This is a genomic window from Nocardia xishanensis NBRC 101358 (assembly GCF_001613365.1).
Classification (GTDB): Bacteria; Actinomycetota; Actinomycetes; order Mycobacteriales; family Mycobacteriaceae; genus Nocardia; species Nocardia xishanensis.
In genome coordinates this window covers 53857-67991 of sequence record NZ_BDCF01000001.1, presented here as the reverse complement: position 1 = coordinate 67991, position 14135 = coordinate 53857, and the positions used below count along the sequence as shown (strand labels likewise).

12 protein-coding genes and 1 tRNA gene are annotated in these 14135 nt (G+C 69.2%); 11 read left to right on the top strand and 2 right to left on the bottom strand.

Features of this window, described 5'->3' with window-relative positions; translation table 11 throughout:
* Positions 1 to 8 precede the first annotated feature (8 nt).
* From NX1_RS37595 to NX1_RS00325, 6 genes are all read left to right on the top strand, one after another.
* Positions 9 to 2666 (top strand): ABC transporter ATP-binding protein/permease, encoded by a 2658-nt coding sequence (locus NX1_RS37595; protein ID WP_245668244.1) that lies wholly within the window; start codon positions 9 to 11, stop codon positions 2664 to 2666.
* A 73-nt stretch (positions 2667 to 2739) separates the two neighbouring features.
* Positions 2740 to 3465: a lytic transglycosylase domain-containing protein gene (locus NX1_RS00345; RefSeq protein WP_068051823.1), complete on the top strand. Its 726-nt coding sequence runs from the start codon at positions 2740 to 2742 to the stop codon at positions 3463 to 3465.
* Positions 3466 to 3588: 123 nt separating this feature from the next.
* Complete coding sequence (eno, locus tag NX1_RS00340; RefSeq protein WP_068051820.1) at positions 3589 to 4875, top strand: phosphopyruvate hydratase; 1287 nt, start codon at positions 3589 to 3591, stop codon at positions 4873 to 4875.
* Between the two features lie 319 nt (positions 4876 to 5194).
* Positions 5195 to 5623, top strand: coding sequence for an FtsB family cell division protein (locus tag NX1_RS00335; RefSeq protein ID WP_245668243.1), 429 nt, complete (start codon positions 5195 to 5197; stop codon positions 5621 to 5623).
* Positions 5620 to 6147, top strand: a complete 528-nt coding sequence (locus NX1_RS00330; protein ID WP_068051815.1) for a DUF501 domain-containing protein — start codon at positions 5620 to 5622, stop codon at positions 6145 to 6147. Before NX1_RS00335 ends, NX1_RS00330 begins: the two co-directional genes overlap by 4 nt.
* The gene (locus tag NX1_RS00325; RefSeq protein WP_068051812.1) at positions 6140 to 7087 is read left to right on the top strand and encodes a Ppx/GppA phosphatase family protein; all 948 of its coding nucleotides are present in this window, start codon (positions 6140 to 6142) and stop codon (positions 7085 to 7087) included. The genes NX1_RS00330 and NX1_RS00325 overlap by 8 nt, the downstream gene beginning before the upstream one ends.
* Before the next feature lie 69 nt (positions 7088 to 7156).
* On the opposite strand, the gene NX1_RS00320 is transcribed toward NX1_RS00325, so the two are convergent.
* Complete coding sequence (locus NX1_RS00320; RefSeq protein ID WP_068051809.1) at positions 7157 to 7705, bottom strand: TetR/AcrR family transcriptional regulator; 549 nt, start codon at positions 7703 to 7705, stop codon at positions 7157 to 7159.
* Positions 7706 to 7810: 105 nt separating this feature from the next.
* Here NX1_RS00320 and NX1_RS00315 point away from each other — a divergent pair, with 105 nt between their 5' ends.
* On the top strand, positions 7811 to 8737 hold the full coding sequence (locus NX1_RS00315; protein WP_068051807.1) for an esterase/lipase family protein: 927 nt from the start codon (positions 7811 to 7813) through the stop codon (positions 8735 to 8737).
* Here NX1_RS00315 and NX1_RS00310 read toward each other — a convergent pair.
* A complete protein-coding gene (locus NX1_RS00310) occupies positions 8713 to 9180 on the bottom strand; it encodes an SRPBCC family protein (protein WP_068051804.1) in 468 nt (155 codons plus the stop codon). The genes NX1_RS00315 and NX1_RS00310 overlap by 25 nt on opposite strands.
* 194 nt (positions 9181 to 9374) lie before the next feature.
* Between NX1_RS00310 and NX1_RS00305 the strand changes: the two genes are divergently transcribed.
* The 4 genes from NX1_RS00305 (at position 9375) to NX1_RS00290 (ending at position 14074) form a co-directional block, all read left to right on the top strand.
* Entirely contained in the window at positions 9375 to 10841 is a 1467-nt protein-coding gene (locus tag NX1_RS00305) for a peptide MFS transporter (RefSeq protein WP_068052768.1), read from the top strand.
* 58 nt (positions 10842 to 10899) lie between these two features.
* A complete protein-coding gene (locus NX1_RS00300; protein WP_068051801.1) occupies positions 10900 to 12378 on the top strand; it encodes an amino acid permease in 1479 nt (492 codons plus the stop codon).
* A 129-nt stretch (positions 12379 to 12507) separates the two neighbouring features.
* A tRNA-Leu gene (locus NX1_RS00295) sits at positions 12508 to 12581 on the top strand.
* Positions 12582 to 12919: 338 nt separating this feature from the next.
* Positions 12920 to 14074 carry a serine hydrolase domain-containing protein gene (locus NX1_RS00290; protein WP_245668241.1) on the top strand — a complete coding sequence of 385 codons (1155 nt, stop codon included), beginning with the start codon at positions 12920 to 12922 and terminating at the stop codon, positions 14072 to 14074.
* The last annotated feature ends 61 nt before the right edge of the window (positions 14075 to 14135 follow it).

Here is a 14135-nt window from a genome sequence, read left to right as displayed (position 1 = left end):
CGGCCACGATGAACCGATTGCGAGTGCTCGCCCTGCTTCCGGCGCTGGTGGTGATCGTGGCCGCCGCGCTCGGGCCGACCCTGGCGCCGCAGCCCGCGGACCGCCCGGTCGGCATACCGTTCGCTGACCCGAGCAGCGACGCCTGGCTCGGCGCCGATCGGCTGGGCCGAGACGTGCTGAGCCACTTGCTGTACGGCGGCTGGGGCCTGCTCCTGCTCGCCGCCGTGATCGCGGTGCTGGTGACGGTGGTGGCGTGCGTGCTCGGCGCGGTCGCCGCGCTGCGCCAACGGGTGGGCACGCTGATCGAGAGCGCGACCGACTTCGCCATGCTGGTCCCCGTCGTCCTCGGCATCCTGCTCGTCCTCACCAGCTGGCCGGACGCGGGTGTCTACGGCTTGATCGCGATGGCGATGATGTTCGGAGTGCCGTACTGCGCAAGGGTTTTCGCCGCCGCCGCATCCGGTGTGGCGGCCAGCGGGTATGTCGAAGCCGCGCGCGCGAGTGGGGAGTCGCTCCCGCACCTGGTGTTCCGCGAGGTGGTGCCGAACCTGCGCGAGGTATTCGCCGCCCAGCTCGGCCTGCGCTTCGTCGAGGCGGTCTACCTCGTCAGCACCGCCTCCTTCCTGCACCTCCCGACCACGCTCGGCACCGGCAATTGGGCGGTGATGGTCCGCGACAACGCCTCCGGCATCCTGCTCAACCCGTGGTCCGTGCTCGCCCCGAGCATCGCCATCGCCATCGTGGCCGTCAGCGTCAACCTGGCGGTCACCGAATTCGGCCGGGGCACGCGGGGGTCGGTGGACGCGGTGAGCGTTCGCCAGAGCGCAGATCCCGAGGACCGCCCCGGACCCGCACAGAATTCGACGCCGAACGACGCTGGCGCTGAGCCGAATTCGTCGGCCGCGAGAACGGCTCGGCTGCCTGTGGCGCTCGGCGGCGGAGCCAACGGCGCGCACCCGGCATCGAATGTGAGTGCGGGCGCTGAGGCAGCGACGGACGCGGCCCATCCCGACGGCTTCGGTGTGGCGGGTTCCGCGGACGGCTTGTCGGATATCGAACCGCCCGTTGGCCCCGACAGCGCGGTCGCGAGCAACCGTGCGAGACCGATGCACGATTCCAGTACTGGCGACGAGCCGGACCCGATCGTGGTCGTGGACGGACTGTCTGTTCGAGGATTGAGCGGACATGAGCTGGTCGGGCCCCTCTCGTTTCGGATGTCGCCCGGCACGATCACGGCGCTCACCGGCCCATCGGGTTCAGGCAAGACGACGGTGATGCGGGCGCTGCTCGGACAGCTGCCGTCCGGCGCGCCGCGTGCCGCTGGCACGGTCGAGGTGGCGGGGCACGAGGTGTTCGCGCTGGATTCGGCCACGCTCCGGCGTTTCAGGCGTACCGAGATCACCTACGTCGGACAGGATCCCGGCTCCGCGCTGAATCCGCTCATGCGGGTGCGCACGCTGCTCGCCGAAGTCGCGCGCGATCGCTCCGAGCCCGCGCTTCTCGAAGCCGTGCGGGCGGTGGGCCTCTCCGCCGAGCACCTGCGCCGCCGCCCCGGCGAACTGTCGGGCGGACAGCAACGCCGGGTCGCGCTGGCCAGAGCCCTGGTCCGCCGCACCGACGTCCTGGTGCTCGACGAACCGCTGGCCGGTCTGCATGGCGCGCTTCGCTCCGAAATCGCCTCCCTCCTGGTCGGTCTCGCGAAACACGGCACAACCATCCTCCTTTCCGGCCACGACACCGCCGCCATCCACACCATCGCCGACCAAGTGATCGAGGTCGGCACGCATGCGGCAGCACCGGGCCTCACGCTGCCATCTCCAGCCACGCACGAGAGCAACGGTTTTCGCCCGGCAACCGGTCCTTCGCCCGAAGCCGCCGACCGCGGCGACGTCGATGGCGGGTCGTCCCACTCCGCCGTCGAGCACTCCCGGCCCCCGATCGTGTTCCGCGCCAGCGGCATCAACGCATCCATCGGAAAGCGCCGCGTCCTCGCCGACATCGACCTCGCGCTCACCGCGGGCTCCGCGCTCGCCGTGGTCGGCGCTTCCGGGGCGGGCAAGACCACCCTCGCCAGGGTGATCGCCGGTCTCCGCGCGGCCGATGGGGGCGCGCTGACGCTGGCGGATAGATCTATCGAACTCGGCGGAAGACGCCGGATCGGGCGCGGCGACGGGATTCAGCTGGTTCCGCAGAACCCGATGTCGGCGCTCAACCCGCGCCGCACCGTCGCTCAAACCCTCGGCAGACCACTGCGCCGTATCGGTGGGGTTCCGAAAAACGCAGCACCGCAACGGATCACCGAGCTGCTCGACGCCGTGGAACTGCACCCGGCGCTGGCGGCCAGGTACCCGCACGAACTGTCCGGCGGTCAACGCCAGCGAGTGGCGCTGGCCCGCGCTCTTGCCGCCGAGCCATCGGTACTGATCTGCGACGAGATCACCTCGGCGCTCGATCACGCGACGGCGGCCTCGATCATGGGCTTGCTGGATCGGATTCGCGCCGAACGCGGCACCGCCCTGCTGGTGATCACGCACGACATGACCCTGGTCGCCGGGCACTGCGCCGAGCTCGTCGTGCTGGATCACGGCCGGATCGTCGAATCAGGCCGCACCGCCGAGGTTCTCGCGAACCCCGTCGAACAGGCCACCCACGATCTGCTGGTCTGAACGACAGCGACGTCCGACACGCGGTGGAGCGTAACCGCCAGGGAGGACTCCGCCGGATCTGGATGATGGAAGGGTGCTCCCGAAGAAGACCGGCATCCTGGCCGTCGCCTTGGTGGTCCTGGCGTTCGCCGGTTGCGGCATCGGCCAAGATCTGCCGCCCATTCCGGAAGGAATCCCGCCCGGCCCCGGCACCCCGCTGCCGCTGATCGATGTCGACGGACCGGGCCGCACCGCGCTGCAACTGCGCGGCTGGGCCGGAGACCAGGCCGGTGCGCTCGGCATACCGCCGGTCGCCCTGGAGGCGTACGGCTACGCCGCCGCGGTGATGGCCAGCTCCCGGCCAGGTTGCGGCATCGCCTGGACCACGCTCGCCGGCATCGCCAGCGTCGAGAGCAAGCACGGCACCCATCGCGGCTCCGGCGTCGACGACCACGGCACCGTCGTCCCGCCGATCATCGGCATCCCGCTGGACGGATCGCCCGGCGTCGCGCTGATCCGCGACACCGACGGCGGCAGACTCGACGGCGACCCGGTCTACGACCGTGCCGTCGGCCCCTTGCAGTTCATTCCGGAAACCTGGCAGCGCTGGGGCGTCGACGCCAACGGCGACGGTGTGATCGACCCGCAGAACATCGACGACGCAGCACTGACCGCCGCGCGCTACCTGTGCGCGAGCGGCGGGGACCTCACCTCCGAACGCGGCTGGCAACAGGCGCTGATGACCTACAACCAGTCCACCCGCTACCTGCTCACCGTCCGCGACCGCGCCGCCGCCTACAGCGTCGGCCGCCGCGTATGAGCGCCGCGCGAGCCGTCGCTCGGAGTGCCGGTTACCTCGGATGCGGTGAGGGCGCTAGGCTCGGCAGCGCACGGGCCCATCCGTGAGACCTACCGTGCCAGCAGCCGAAGGAGTGTCGTTTTCGTGGCCATCATCGAACAGGTCGGAGCCCGCGAGATCCTGGATTCGCGCGGAAACCCCACTGTCGAGGTCGAGATCGCCCTCGACGACGGCACGCTGACCCGCGCCGCGGTGCCCTCCGGCGCCTCCACCGGTGAGCACGAAGCCGTCGAGCTGCGCGACGGCGGCGACCGCTACCTGGGCAAGGGCGTGCAGAAGGCCGTCGAGGGCGTCCTCGACGAGATCGCGCCCGCCGTCATCGGCCTCGACGCGGTCGAGCAGCGCACGGTCGACCAGACGCTGCTGGATCTGGACGGCACCCCGGACAAGTCCCGCCTCGGCGCGAACGCGCTGCTCGGCGTCTCGCTCGCGGTGGCTCGCGCCGCCGCCGAGTCCTCGGGCCTGGAGCTGTTCCGCTACCTGGGCGGCCCCAACGCGCACGTGCTTCCCGTGCCGATGATGAACATCCTCAACGGTGGCGCGCACGCCGACACCGGCGTCGACGTCCAGGAGTTCATGGTCGCCCCGATCGGCGCTCCGACCTTCAAGGAGTCGCTGCGCTGGGGCGCGGAGGTCTACCACGCGCTGAAGTCGGTGCTGAAGTCCAAGGGCCTTTCCACCGGTCTCGGTGACGAGGGCGGCTTCGCCCCCGACGTGGCAGGCACCCGCGAGGCGCTCGACCTGATCAGCGTCGCGATCGGCAAGACCGGCCTGAAGCTCGGCACCGACGTCGCGCTGGCGCTGGACGTGGCGGCCACCGAGTTCTACACGGCGGGCACCGGTTACAAGTTCGAGGGCGCCCAGCGCACGGCCGCCGAGATGGCGCAGTTCTACGCCGAGCTGCTCACCGCCTACCCGCTGGTCTCCATCGAGGACCCGCTGTCGGAGGACGACTGGGACGGCTGGGTCGCGCTGACCGATCAGATCGGCGACAAGATCCAGCTGGTCGGCGACGACCTGTTCGTTACCAACCCGGAGCGTCTGGAAGAGGGCATCGCCAAGGGCGCGGCCAACGCGCTGCTGGTGAAGGTCAACCAGATCGGCACGCTGACCGAGACCCTGGACGCGGTCGAGCTGGCGCACCGCAACGGCTACAAGACGATGATGTCGCACCGGTCCGGCGAGACAGAGGACACCACCATCGCCGACCTCGCAGTCGCGGTCGGCAGCGGCCAGATCAAGACCGGCGCCCCCGCCCGCAGCGAGCGGGTCGCCAAGTACAACCAGCTGCTGCGCATCGAGGACGCGCTGGGCGACTCCGCCCGCTACGCGGGTGACGTGGCGTTCCCGCGCTTCGCGTTCGAGAGCTGATAGCCGCGGTGCGAGCGATGGGCCCGGAGGCGGCAGCCTTGCGTAACCACGCAGGGCCCCGGGAGCATCGCAGATCGATACAGGGGACGAGATGACGGAGCGACGTGCGCGCGGGACCAGTCCTGGCGGACGCGGGGACCGCCGCACGTCGCGCGCCGCTCGATCACGCCCGAGAGCGGGCGCGGACACCGAGACCGCTGCCCGTCCCGCCGCGGCCAAACGCACGCGCCGACGTAGCGAGACCGCTGAGAAGGCCCGACCGCGCAAGATAGCCCCGCGCGCGGGTGGCGTCGACAAGCACGAGCGCACCATTCTCGGCTTGTCCACCGGCAAGGCCGTGATCCTGGCCGGTGTGGTGTGCGCGTTGGCGCTGACGCTGTCCGTGCCGATGCGCACCTACTTCAGTCAGCGCGCCGAGGCCGCGCAGCTGGCGCAGGAGCGCAGGCAGCTGGAGGCCGATGTGGCCCGGTTGCGGGATCGCCGTGCGCAGCAACAGGATCCGGCCTACATCCGGTCGGAAGCCAGGGATCGGTTGCGGTTGGTCATGCCGGGGGAGACGCCCTACATCGTGCAGGTGCCCGGCATCGAAGCCCCGCCGCGCCCCGCCGCTCCGCCGCGATCCAAAGCGCCCGACCCGTGGTACACGGATTTGTGGCGCACCCTCTCCGAACCACAGCCGACGTCCGGCCTCGAGCCGCCGGCCGCGGGCCTGCCGCCCGCCGTTTCGCACCCGGAAGGACCCAGGTGACCGCACCGACAGACCGCGATCTCGAGATCATCGCCGAACAGCTCGGCCGTGCGCCGCGCGGCGTGCTCGCCGTCGCCTACCGCACCCCGGATGGGGTGCCCGCGGTGGTCAAGACCGCGCCGCGGCTGCCCGACGGCACTCCCTTCCCGACCCTCTATTACCTGACCGACCCCCGGCTCACCGCCGAGGCGAGCAGGCAGGAGTCCGCGGGCGTGATGCGCGAGATGACCGAGCGCCTCGCCGCCGATCCGGAACTGGCCGCCGCCTACCGCGCCGCGCACGAGAGCTACCTGGCCGAGCGGAACGCGATCGAATCGCTCGGCACCGATTTCACCGGTGGCGGCATGCCCGAGCGGGTGAAGTGCCTGCACGTCCTCATCGCGCACAGCCTGGCCAAGGGGCCGGGCGTCAACCCGTTCGGCGACGAGTCGGTGGCGCTGGCCGCCGAGCACGGGCTGCGCGGCACCGCAATCCCGGCCGACTGGCCGAAGTACCCGCCGAAGGACGGAGCAGAGCATGAGTGACCGGGTCGCCGCCGTCGACTGCGGAACGAACTCCATCCGGCTATTGGTCGCCGACGTGCTCGAGGACGGCCGTCTGGCCGACGTGCATCGTGAGATGCGGATCGTGCGGCTCGGTCAGGGCGTCGACGCCACGGGCTCGCTGGCGCCCGAGGCGATCGAGCGCACCAGGGTCGCGCTCGCCGAGTACACCGGGCTCATGCGCGAGGCCGGGGTCTCCCGGGTGCGGATGGTCGCCACCTCGGCGACCCGCGACGCGTCCAACCGCGAGGACTTCTTCGCCATGGCGCGCGCCGAACTCGGCACCGTGGTGCCGGGCGCGGAGGCCGAGGTGATCAGCGGCGACGAGGAGGCGCGCCTCTCGTTCACCGGCGCGATCGGCGAATTGTCCAGCGCGGCAGGTCCGTTCGTCGTCGTCGATCTCGGCGGCGGCTCCACCGAGCTGGTCTTCGGTGACAGCGACGGCGTGCGCGCCGCGTTCTCCGCCGATATCGGCTGCGTGCGGATCACCGAGCGTTGCCTGCCCGGCGACCCGCCCACCGCCGACCAGGTCACCGCGGCCCGCGAATTCGCTACCGAGCGGCTCGCCGAGGCGTTCGCCGAGGTGCCCGTCGAGAACGCGCACACCTGGGTCGGCGTCGCCGGCACCATGACCACGCTGGCCGCGGTCGCCCTCGATCTGCCCGAATACGACTCGGACCGAGTGCATTTGACCGCGCTCACGCTGGACCAGGTGCGCGAGGTCTGCGACCGGTTGATCGGCATGAACCACGAGGAGCGCGCCGCGCTCGGCCCGATGCACCCCGGCCGGGTCGATGTGATCGGCGGCGGCGCCGTCATCACCGAGGTGCTCGCCTACGAACTCTCCCGTCGCGCGAACATCACCCAGCTGATCGTCAGCGAGCACGACATCCTGGACGGCATCGCGCTGTCCATCGCCTGAGTCTTTCCCGCGTACGGCGGGAAAGACGTTCGTCCGCAACGGTATCGGCGAACGGAGTGAGGCGCTCGATCAGGTGGGCGGTGACTCGCTCAACAGCAGTGCGGCCGCGCGCAGGTCGGCGCGCGGTCCTTCGCCGTACAACTCGGTGAGGGCGATCTCGGCGACCATCGCGACCAGCAGGTGGGCGACCGCCGCGGGGTCCGGCCAGCCGATGGCGGCGAGGTCGGGCTCGAGCGCCGCCGCGGCGAGCTGGTTGCGGGCATGCACCTCGTCGAGCAGGTCGGTGTCGGTGCGGGACTGGGCGAGAAAGGCTTTCGTGCCCCGGGTGGCCAGGCACGCGTCCAGATAGGCGGCAACGCCCACGCGCAGCCGCTCCGGTCCGGGCGGCAGGTCGGCGATCGCGGCGGCGACGGTCTGCGTCAATTCGTCGTGGTAGCGGCGGTGCAGCGCGACGACGTAACTGCGCCGATCCGAAAAATGGTGGTAGAAGGTGCCTTTCGCCATTCCGGCGAGTTCGACCACCGCGTTGATCGACAGCCCGCGCAGTCCCTTGTCCTCGGCGACGCGCGCGCCCGCGGTCAGCAGTGCGGTGCGACCTGGCTCGGCCGGACGTGGCATGGGGGTTCCTTCCTGTTGCCTCTTTCGCAGATCCTACCGACCCGCTACGGTGTGACCGACCGGTCGGTCACGACGGATCGACGGTACCGCACGAGGAGATCGAGCATGCGAATATCGCGACGGTGGATCGCGGCACTTGCGGCCTCCGTGGCCATGGCGGCCTGCTGGCCCGCCGGTTCGGCCGCGGCCGAGGAGTCGCCGACCTACAGCTATCTGTCCGGGCTCGCCGCCCAGCTCACCGGTCCGAGCCAGCCGCCGCCTGGCGCCAACGACTGGTCCTGCCGTCCGGCGGAGGCGCACCCGAACCCAGTGGTGCTGCTGCACGGCCTGAGCAACGACACCATCACCTGGAACACCCTCTCACCCGTGCTCGTCGCCGCGGGCTACTGCGTGTTCTCCACCACCTACGGCACCGGCCCGCTCGGCCCGATCGGCGCGATCTCGCCCGTGCCGGAGAGTGCGCGGCAGATCGCGGACTTCATCGACCGGGTACGCGCCGCGACCGGCGTCTCGAAGGTCGATCTCGTCGGCCATTCGATGGGCGGCGCGATCCCGTTCTACTACCTCAACCACCTCGGCGGCGTGCCGAACGTCGACGACTACATCGCGCTGGCCGCACCGCTGCACGGATCGACGCTCAGCGGCACCGACGCGCTGTTCTCCTCGGTGCTCGACGCGCTCGGGGTGCGCGATGCGGTCGCCGATCGGTGCGGCCCTTGCCAGGTGTCGCCCGGATCGCCGATGCTCGGCCTCGTCAACCCGGACCCCGCCATCGCGCCGGATATCCACTTCACGACCATCGTGAGCAGATACGACCAGATCGCCACGCCCTACATCACGGGCCTGCTCGACGGCCCCAACGTGCGCAATATCGTCCTGCAGGATCTGTGCCCGACGGACTACACCGAGCACTACGAACTGACGGCCGACCCGGTGACCGTGCGCGAAGTGCTGAACGCACTCGACCCGGCCAACGCCAGGCCGGCCGACTGCGCCGTTGTGCTGCCTTACATCGGACCCTTGGCGCGGTAGCTCTCGTCGGCGCGGCCCACGATGAGGGCGGCCAACCGGGACAGCGACTCTTGGTTGCGCGGCTTGAGCGAGACCCGCTGCAACTGGCTCGGCAGCAGCGTCGCCGGCCCCCTCATCGCGTGCTCGGTCATCCGGATGTGCGTGGTGTGTGGATGAATCTCGGTGAGCTCCAGCATGATTCGGGCCGAGCCGAACGGCCACAGCCGGGCCTCCAGCTCGATCATCCGCGGCGGATCGACATCGCGGACGGTGGTCACGTCGCGCGCGTTCAACGGCCATAGGCCGACGCTGTGGTGGATTCGCGTCCCCACGTCGGGCCAGCCGGGATCGACCTGCCGGATGTGCGAGGCCCCGACCACCCAGCTGGAGTACAACCAGCCGTCGGCGAGGACCGCGAATGCCTGCTCGGGGTCGACCGGCACGGTCACTTCGGCATCCAACATGTGCTTCTCGCTTCCTTCCGGCGCCGATTGTCACGTTGCTGGGTTCTCGCTCGTCCGTCTCTCCAGGGTATGCGCGAACCACTCCGGCCGCCCTGCAATGTGCTGGCGCTATCCTTGCCGTGCGTAAACGCCGCCCCTGGGGCGAGGCATCGGTGAGTTGCTGCACAGTTGCGGTTTGTGACAAGGTGCTGGGCATGTCCCAAGTAGTGGAATCCGAGCGGCCGACCCCGGCTCGGACCCTGTTCGGTCATCCGATCGGATTGGCCAACCTGTTCGGCGTGGAGCTGTGGGAGCGGTTCTCCTTCTACGGCATGCTCACGATCCTCGGGTACTACCTGTACTACTCGGTGGCCGACGGCGGTCTCGGCCTACCGCAGAGCACCGCGGTCGGCATCGTCGGCGCCTACGGCGGCCTGGTGTACCTGTCCACCGTGCTGGGCGGGTGGATCGCCGACCGGCTGCTCGGGATGGAGCGCACCGTCTTCTACGGCGGCGTGGTGGTCATGGCCGGGCACATCGCCCTCGCAGTGCTGCCGGGACTGGCGGGCGTCGCGGTCGGCCTGGTCCTGGTGGCGCTGGGCAGCGGCGCGCTGAAGGCGAACGCCTCCTCGTTGCTCGGCACGCTCTACCCGAAGGACGACCCGCGCATCGACGGCGGCTTCACGCTGTTCTACCTGGGCATCAACATCGGCGCGTTCACGGGCCCGCTGCTCACCGGCCTGCTCCAGACCCACCTCGGCTTCCACTACGGCTTCGGCGCGGCCGCCATCGGCATGGCGCTCGGCCTCTCCCAGTACGTGATCTTCCGGCGCAACCTCGGCACCGCTGGTCGCGAGGCGCCGAACCCGTTGCCGCGCAGTGCGGTCGGTCCGATGATCGGGGTGATGCTCGGTGCGGCGGCCGCGGTCGCGGTGGCCTTCGCCGCCCGGTTGGTCACGCTGGACAACCTGCCAGAGGCGACGACGATCGTGATTGCGGTGGCCTCGCTCGGGTATTTCGCGGTCATGCTCACCAGCGCCAAGGTAGAACCGGTCGAGCGAAGCAGGGTGCGGGCGTTCATCCCGCTGTTCCTCGCCAACGCGGTGTTCTGGTCGCTGTTCCAGCAGATCTTCACCGTCCTGGCCGTCTACTCCGACGAGCGAATGGACTGGACCATCTTCGGCTGGACCGCCCCCGCCAGCTGGATCGGCTCGGTGGAGCCCGTCTGGATCATCACGCTCTCGCCGCTGTTCGCGCTGCTGTGGACCAAGCTCGGCAATCGCGCGCCGAGCACGCCGCATAAGTTCGCGCTCGGCGTCATCGGCATGGGCGCGGCGTTCCTGCTGTTCGTGCCGCTCGCCGGATTCGACGACAAGTCCGTGCCCGCGCTGCTGGTGCTGGTGATCATGGCCGGGTTCGCGATCTCGGAACTGCTGCTCTCTCCGATCGGGCTCGCGGTGACCACCCAGCTCGCCCCGGAAGCGTTCCGGGCGCAAATGATGGCGTTGTACTTCTTCTCCGTCGGTATCGGTACGTCGATGTCGGGCGTTCTCGCTCGTTTTTACGCCCCTGAACACGAAGTCGCCTACTTTGGCATCACCGGTGCCGTGGCGATCGTGGTGGGACTGATCGTCGTGGCACTGGGACCGTGGATCAGTCGCTACATGGCCGGCGTCCACTAGCAAACCGGCGGCGCCCGGCAATCCCGGCGTCCCGCCTGATCATCTCGAAGGAGAACACGTGGCGATTTCGAGCTCCTCTCGGCGAAATGGCTTGTTCCGAACCAAATCCGTCGAGCAATCGATTCGCGATACCGACGAGCCAGACTCGAAACTACGCAAAGACCTGACCGCCTGGGATCTCACCGTCTTCGGCGTCGCGGTCGTCGTCGGCGCCGGTATCTTCACCCTCACCGCACGCACCGCGGGAAACGTTGCCGGACCGTCGGTTTCGCTGGCCTTCGTATTCGCCGCCATCGCCTGCGGACTGACCGCGCTGTGCTACGCGGAGTTCGCCTCCACCGTGCCGGTGGCGGGCAGCGCCTACACCTACTCCTACGCCACCTTCGGTGAACTGGCCGCGTGGATCATCGGCTGGGACCTGATCCTCGAATTCGCGCTCGCGGTGTCCGTGGTGGCCAAGGGCTGGTCGCAGTACCTCGGGCAGGTGATGGGCACCGGGGCCGCGGTCGTCGACCTCGGGCCGGTCACCTTCGACTGGGGCGCGGTGACGCTCATCGCGGTGCTCGGCGTGCTGCTCGCCGTCGGCACCAAGCTCTCGTCCCGCGTCTCGGCGATAGCGGTCGCGATCAAGCTCGGCGTGATCGCCGTGGTGCTCGTCGTCGGCGCGACCTACTTCGACAAGTCGAACCTCTCGCCCTACATCCCGCCCTCCGAGGCGGGCGAGGGCGGCCACGGCATCCACCAGTCGCTGTTCTCCTTCCTCACCGGCGCGGGCAACAGCAACTTCGGCTGGTACGGCCTGCTCGCCGCGGCCAGCCTGGTGTTCTTCGCGTTCATCGGATTCGACGTCGTCGCCACTACCGCGGAGGAGACCAAGGACCCGCAGCGCAACGTGCCGCGCGGCATCCTCGGCTCGCTGCTGATCGTCACGGTGCTCTACGTCGCCGTCTCCCTCGTTCTCACCGGCATGGTCTCCTACACCGAGCTGTCCGGCAACGACGCCACGCTCGCAACGGCTTTCGCGCTGCACGGCGCGGACTGGGCGAAGAACATCATCTCCATCGGCGCGCTCGCAGGCCTCACCACCGTGGTGATGGTGATGTACCTGGGGCAGACCCGGGTGCTGTTCGCCATGGCCCGCGACGGGCTGCTGCCCCGGCGTCTCGCGCACACCGGCGCCAAAGGCACGCCCGTCCGCCTCACCGCCATCGTCGGCGTCGGCTGCGCGCTGCTCGCCGGTTTCGTGGACTTCGGCACGCTGGAGGAAATGGTCAACATCGGCACGCTGTTCGCCTTCGTGCTGGTCTCGCTCGGCGTGCTCGTGCTGCGGCGCACCCGGCCCGACCTGCCGCGCGGCTTCCGCGTTCCGCTTGTCCCGTTCATTCCGATCCTCGGCGTCCTGTCCTGCCTGTGGTTGATGCTCAACCTCTCGGTCGAGACCTGGTTGCGATTCCTCGTCTGGATGGTTATCGGCCTGGTGATCTACTTCGCCTACAGCCGCAGGAACTCGCAGCTCGGCAAGGCGCTCGCCGAGTAACCCGCGACTCGCCGTGCCCTGCCCGCCTGCGGGGCACGGCGTATCCTGACAACCCGCCCATCCCACAACCCGAGACCAGCCGCGCCACAATTCCGGTACAGCCGTACGAGTCGGTAGGCTGACCGAACGGCCCCTATAGCCCAATTGGCAGAGGCAGTGGACTTAAAATCCATTCAGTGTCGGTTCGAGTCCGACTGGGGGCACCGCGAGTGGGGGATTCCGATGGCCGGTGTTCGATCCTGCCTCGGGGGTCCGCGCAGGCTGCCCATGGAACTCACGCCAACGGAATTCGGGGCGCTGAGCAGGGGTGTTTTCTCGTAACAGGGTTCGGTGCCCGCCGATGTCACAACCGAATACCGAAGACGGAAGGCGGGCCATGCGGAATTCCCTGAAAAGTGTTGTGGCACTGGGTATCGCATTTTGTTTGTGGGCGGTAGCCGGTGGTTTCGGTGGCCCGGCGGCGGCAGAACCCGCTGGGTTGAAGCATTGCGAGCTGCGGCAGGGGCGGCAGTTTCCGACGGCGACACCCGAGGAGGTCGGGTTGGACTCGGCGGTGCTGCGCGCCGCGATCGCGGCGGCTTCTTCCCCGACCCGGCTCAACTTCAAGGTGTTTCGCAATAACTGCCTGATCGCCGCCGGGCCGCAGAACGAGCGGACCGGCGGATTGCCGTGGAACCTGTGGAGCGCGACGAAGAGCGTGGTCTCGCTGGTCGCCGGTATCGCCGTCGACGAAGGGCTGCTCGGGCTCGACGATCCGATCGGCGCCCATCTGCCACCCGGCCTCGGCGACGCGGAGCACCGGGCCATTCGCGTGCGCAATCTGCTCACCGAGTCCTCGGGTATCGAGGTCGCGGTGGTGTCGGAAGGCGTGACCGGGCTGGGGCAGCTCGATCCCAACGTGGTCGCCCAGGCATTGGCGATGCCGATCGAGGATCCGCAGGGCACGACGTTTCGGTACAGCCAGCGGGCCGTGGATCTCATCGCCTACGTGGTGCAGCAGGCGGTCGGCGAAGACTTTCAGGCGTATGCGCAGCGAAAGCTGTTCGATCCGTTGGGTATCCGGGCCAGCAACTATCACTGGGGGCGGGATCGGAGCGGAAACACCTATGGCTACGCGCATCTGGTGATGGCACCGGACGATTTCGCGAAGCTCGGTCTGCTGGTCGCCAATCGTGGGAACTGGGAAGGGGCGCAGGTCATTTCCGCGGAGTACCTGACTCAGGCTGCCGAATCCTCATCCGGGTACGAGTGCTACGGCTTCCTGTTCGTGGTCAACGGTCCCGGCTGCGGTCCGGAATTCCCCGGTCTGCCCGCCGACGCGGTGAAGATGAGCGGCATGATGCGCCAGGACAATTACATCGTCCCGAGCCTGAACCTGCTGGTCAGCTGGACCGGGTTCATCGTTCCCGGTGATGTCGGCTTCGCGTATCAGGTGCTGCGCTCCCTCGTCGGCGCGTTCCGCGAACCGGCGCTGCCGGACCCGGGCCCGTTCGTCCCGCTGCCCGACGTCAGCATCACCGACCCGATGATGACCAACCCCGACGCCACCCTCGCCGCGCTCGGACTCGGGCCATACGCCTATCCGGGCTGCGATCCGATCACCTGCCTCGGCAAGCCGTTGCCGCCGCCGTTCGCGGACTGGCCGGTGGGTTGCTTCGTCGTGGGGTGTTCTACGCCGACGCCTGGCCGTCGGTAGATACGCCGGTGCTGCACCGGCCTCCGAGGTTCGCCGGGCGCTCGATCTCGGTGAAGCGACG

What these genes read in the sequence shown, in the direction of transcription:
- NX1_RS00310 (WP_068051804.1), bottom strand. Translation starts at nt 9,180, where the DNA reads ATGTTGGATGCCGAAGTGACCGTGCCGGTCGACCCCGAGCAGGCATTC.
- NX1_RS00320 (WP_068051809.1), bottom strand. Translation starts at nt 7,705, where the DNA reads ATGCCACGTCCGGCCGAGCCAGGTCGCACCGCACTGCTGACCGCGGGC.
- NX1_RS37595 (WP_245668244.1), top strand. Translation starts at nt 9, where the DNA reads ATGAACCGATTGCGAGTGCTCGCCCTGCTTCCGGCGCTGGTGGTGATC.
- NX1_RS00315 (WP_068051807.1), top strand. Translation starts at nt 7,811, where the DNA reads ATGCGAATATCGCGACGGTGGATCGCGGCACTTGCGGCCTCCGTGGCC.
- NX1_RS00305 (WP_068052768.1), top strand. Translation starts at nt 9,375, where the DNA reads ATGTCCCAAGTAGTGGAATCCGAGCGGCCGACCCCGGCTCGGACCCTG.
- NX1_RS00325 (WP_068051812.1), top strand. Translation starts at nt 6,140, where the DNA reads ATGAGTGACCGGGTCGCCGCCGTCGACTGCGGAACGAACTCCATCCGG.